The organism is Dinghuibacter sp. (genome assembly GCF_035492835.1).
Classification (GTDB): Bacteria; Bacteroidota; Bacteroidia; order Chitinophagales; family Chitinophagaceae; genus Dinghuibacter.
Genome location: NZ_DATJIY010000272.1, coordinates 1 through 4,454, shown reverse-complemented (window position 1 = coordinate 4,454; position 4,454 = coordinate 1). Strand labels below are relative to the sequence as shown.

Here is a 4,454-nt window from a genome sequence, read left to right as displayed (position 1 = left end):
TTGCGAAACTTTTCGCAAAACAGGGAAAAAGAGGCGCCCAACCCCACTCCGAGAGGCCTACACGCTTAGGACGACACAGGTGGGGAGGGAGATATGCATATTTATTTGGTGGCGCTAACTAATGTTAGTACATTGGAGGATGGACTTCTCACTACCCGAATGGACACACCAAATAGCGCAAAGCACCAGGGACTTTGCCCGCACCCACATACTGCCCCATGTCATGGAATGGGATGAGGCGCAGACTTTTCCGAAGGAGTTATTCAAAGAGATGGGGAACCTGGGATTGATGGGCGTGACCATCCCTGAAGCCTATGGCGGCGCGGGGCTCACCTATATAGATTACGTCACCGTCATCAAGGAAGTCGCCAGCGTGTGCGGCTCGATCGGGCTGAGCCTGGCGGCCCATAATTCGTTGTGTACGGGACATATCAACCTTTTTGGAAGCGAAGAGCAGAAGCGGAAGTACCTGCCCCTGCTGGCCTCGGGTCAGTGGTTGGGGGCGTGGGGTTTGACCGAGCCGGGAACGGGGAGCGACGCGGGGAACATGCAGTGCACCGCGGTCCGTGATGGGTCCGGTTGGGTGCTCAACGGCGCCAAGTGCTGGATCACCCATGGCCGGAGCGGGGACGTCGCGGTGGTGATCGCCCGGACGGGAGAGCCGCGTGCGAAGGAGAACAGCACCGCCTTTATCGTCGAAAGGGGCACGGCGGGTTTTGCGGGGGGGAAGAAGGAAAACAAGCTCGGTATGCGTGCGTCGGAGACCGCCGAAATGATCTTCGACAACTGCCGCATCCCGGATAGCCAACGGATGGGACCGGTGGGGGATGGTTTTCATCAGGCCATGAAGGTGCTGGATGGCGGGCGGATTTCAATCGCCGCCCTATCGCTGGGTATAGCCCAAGGGGCCTTTGAGGCCTCGGTCAAGTATGCCGGCGAGCGCCATCAGTTCGACAAACCCATCGCCTCCTTCCAGGGTATTTCCTTTAAGCTGGCCGATATGGCGACCGAGATCGCCGCGGCGGAGCTGCTCACCATGCAGGCGGCGAACCTGAAGGACCGGGGTTTGCCGATGACGAAGGAGGCCGCCATGGCGAAGTATTATGCCAGCGAGGTGTCGGTCCGGGTGGCGACGGAGGCGGTCCAGATATTTGGAGGGTATGGATATACCAAGGATTTTCCCGTGGAGAAATTCTACCGGGATAGCAAGCTGTGCACTATCGGAGAAGGTACATCGGAGATACAGAAGATAGTGATAGCGCGCGAAATCAGAAAGGGAGGCCGCTAAGCCTCCCTTCATTAATTCGTTTCACCGAGCCGTTACTTAAAAAACCCGCCCACCTTGTCCTTCATTTCGTCGAGGAAGTCTTCGCCTTTTTCCTTGCCCTGCGCGAAGAGGCTTTCAACAGCGCCCTCTAGCATCGGGAATTTTTCTTTGACGTAGTCCTTGACGGTTTCCAGGACGTGCTGAGCCTGCTCGGCGGTGATACCGGCTTTGTCCTTGAGGCGTTCGATCAACTCTTCCATAAAAGGTGTTTGATAAACAAGTTAAGCGACTTTCAGGAAATTGTTCCGGTTCTTTTCAAATTTATGCTGTGCATAATCCAGGGTCAGGTGAAACCGCGTTTCGCCGGAGCCCGGGAGCTCGAACATGGCGTCGGTGAGGATGCCCTCGCAGATGCTGCGCAACCCGCGGGCGCCGAGCTTGTACTCGATCGCCTTGGCGACCATGAAGTCGAGCACCTCCGGATCGACCTCCAGTTCGATGCCTTCCATATCGAACAGCTTTTTGTACTGTTTAATCAGCGCATTCTTGGGTTCTATCAGGATCGACCGGAGCGTGACGACGTCCAGGGGATTGAGATAGGTGACTACGGGAAGACGTCCTAACAGCTCGGGGATGAGTCCGAACCCTTTGAGGTCCTGGGCGTTGACGAACTGCAGCATGTTCCGGCGCTGGTGCTCCTGTTGCTCCTTGTTGACGTTAAAGCCGATGGCGTGGGTGTTGATTCGCCGGGCGATCACCTTGTCGATGCCGTCGAACGCGCCCCCGCAGATAAACAGGATATTCTGGGTATTTACCTTGATCAGCTTTTGTTCCGGGTGCTTGCGCCCTCCCTGGGGCGGCACGAGCACCTCGGTGCCCTCCAGGAGCTTGAGGAGGCCTTGTTGTACGCCCTCTCCACTTACATCACGGGTAATAGAAGGATTATCGCCCTTCCGTGCAATCTTGTCGATCTCATCAATGTAGACGATCCCTTTTTCCGCAGCCGGTACATCATAATTACAAACCTGCAACAGGCGGGTGAGGATGCTTTCCACGTCTTCCCCCACGTACCCGGCCTCGGTAAAGACCGTGGCGTCGACGATGGTGAAGGGCACGTTCAACAATTTGGCGATGGTCTTGGCCAGCAAAGTTTTACCCGTACCGGTCTCTCCGACCATGACGATGTTGCTTTTCTCGATCTCTACGTCGCTGTCTCCCTTCTGGCCGGTCTGATTGAGACGTTTGTAGTGGTTGTAGACCGCAACGGCCAGGACCTTTTTAGCCTCGTCCTGCCCGATGACGTATTCATCCAGAAATCGTTTTAGCTCGGCCGGCTTTTTTACGCTGAGCTTATAGTTCGAAGGGTATTGGTCATTGCGGATCAATAATTCCTGGGAAATGATCTCCTGCGCGTGGTCTACACAATTCTCGCATATATGCGCTTCCTGTCCGGCGATCAATATCTTCACCTCTTCCCTGCTGCGACCGCAGAAAGAACAATGAAGGGTAGGTTGTTTTGCCATGTTTTCCTAAGATAAGTGAGGAATAAATCCGTCTGTAAAAATACGAAAAACCGACCCTTCCGGTCGGTTTTTCTATAGTTAAAACGTGTTTAAGTGGGCTTGCGTTGGCCGCCCGTCATATTTTTTCCATGACCCCGTCTACGATCCCGTAGGCAACCGACTCCGGGGCATTCATCCAGTAATCCCGGTCGAAGTCCTTGAGAATCTGTTCAGTAGTCTTACCGCAGTTCCTGGCCAGGAGCTCCGCGCCCATCAGCTTGGTCTTCCGCATCTGCTCGGCCATGATTTCCAGGTCGGCCGATGTACCTTGACCGCCCCCGCTGGGCTGGTGGATCATCACCTCCCCGTGTGGGAAAATGAAACGCTTGCCCTTCTTGCCGCCGGACAGGAGGATGGAGCCCATGGAGGCCGCCATGCCCATACAGATCGTGCTGACGGGAGCGGAAATCATCTGCATGGTATCATAGATCACCATCCCGCTGGTCACTACGCCGCCCGGGCTATTGATGTAGAACTGGATTTCCTTTTTGGGGTCGAGGGCGTCCAGGTAGAGGAGCCGCGCCGTGATGTCCCTGGCGCTTTTGTCGTCGACTACGCCCCACAGGAATACCTTGCGCTGCTCGATGAATTTTTTGTCGAACTGCCAGGAGCTCAACATTTTCTCCATGGGATTCTCGGGCGCTTCCTTGGGTTCTTCTTCTTCGTCCTGGCGAAAGGGCCGTATAAAGTAATTAGCCATTCTTTTGCGTCTTTTTAGGGTTTATGAAAAGCACCTCGTCCACGATCCCATAGGCCTTGGCCTCCTGGGCGCCCATCCAGTAGTCACGGTCGCAGTCCTTGGCGACCTTTTCCACGGGCTGGCCGGTGTGGGCGGCGATCACTTCGTAGAGCTCCTGTTTGATCTTGCGGACCTCGTTGACGGTGATCTCGATGTCCGAGGCCTGACCGCCGGCCCCCGCCGAAGGCTGGTGCAGCATGATGCGCGAGTGCTTGAGGGCCGACCGCTTACCCTGGACGCCGGCGAGCATGAGCACGGCGGACATAGACGCGGCGATACCGGTGCAGATGGTGGCTATGTCCGGTGTCACGAACTGCATCGTGTCATAGATGCCCAGGCCGGCGTATACGCCGCCGCCGGGGCTGTTGATGTACATCTGGATGTCCCGGCTCCGGTCGGTGGAGTCCAGGAACAACAGCTGAGCCGTAACGATATTGGCCACGTAATCGTTGATCCCTTCGCCCAGGAAGATGATACGGTCCATCATCAGGCGGGAAAAAACGTCCATCGAGGCTACATTCAGCGGCCTTTCCTCTATGATATAAGGGGTAAGGTTTGTCGGAAAATGTGTCCGGTAATTGTGCAGGGTGGCACTGGAAATGCCCTGGTGTTTTACTGCGTACCGGTCGAATTCTTTACCAAAGTCCATACGCTATAGATTATTAATTGGTCAAATATAGGCTCTTGAACCCAAAATCTGTGCCTCACGCAAAATCCGCCAAAATGTCTCTAACGCATCCTTCGCTCACGCCAACTCCCGCGCGCCGCGCCAACTCCCGGAGCCGGCGCCGTGCACATTCGCGCCAGCAATCACGCCTATAAGCACCGGACGGAGGGGTGGGATGCCTCTTTTTCCCTGTTTTGCGAAACTTTTCGCAAAACAGGG

The 4,454-nt window shown here is 55.7% G+C and carries 5 protein-coding genes; 1 reads left to right on the top strand and 4 read right to left on the bottom strand.

Translation table 11 applies throughout. From position 1 onward, the window contains the following. Positions 1-139 precede the first annotated feature (139 nt). Positions 140-1,288: an acyl-CoA dehydrogenase family protein gene (locus VL547_RS23775; RefSeq protein WP_325582743.1), complete on the top strand. Its 1,149-nt coding sequence runs from the start codon at positions 140-142 to the stop codon at positions 1,286-1,288. 32 nt (positions 1,289-1,320) lie between these two features. On the opposite strand, the gene VL547_RS23770 is transcribed toward VL547_RS23775, so the two are convergent. The 4 genes from VL547_RS23770 to VL547_RS23755 all read right to left on the bottom strand — a co-directional run bounded on the left by VL547_RS23770 (position 1,321) and on the right by VL547_RS23755 (position 4,217). Beyond that, complete coding sequence (locus tag VL547_RS23770; protein ID WP_325582741.1) at positions 1,321-1,527, bottom strand: hypothetical protein; 207 nt, start codon at positions 1,525-1,527, stop codon at positions 1,321-1,323. 21 nt (positions 1,528-1,548) lie between these two features. Next, positions 1,549-2,790 (bottom strand): ATP-dependent Clp protease ATP-binding subunit ClpX, encoded by a 1,242-nt coding sequence (gene clpX / locus VL547_RS23765; protein WP_325582739.1) that lies wholly within the window; start codon positions 2,788-2,790, stop codon positions 1,549-1,551. A 115-nt stretch (positions 2,791-2,905) separates the two neighbouring features. Further along, positions 2,906-3,529 (bottom strand): ATP-dependent Clp protease proteolytic subunit, encoded by a 624-nt coding sequence (locus tag VL547_RS23760; RefSeq protein ID WP_325582737.1) that lies wholly within the window; start codon positions 3,527-3,529, stop codon positions 2,906-2,908. After that, a complete protein-coding gene (locus VL547_RS23755) occupies positions 3,522-4,217 on the bottom strand; it encodes an ATP-dependent Clp protease proteolytic subunit (RefSeq protein ID WP_325582736.1) in 696 nt (231 codons plus the stop codon). The genes VL547_RS23760 and VL547_RS23755 overlap by 8 nt, the downstream gene beginning before the upstream one ends. Positions 4,218-4,454: the final 237 nt, after the last annotated feature.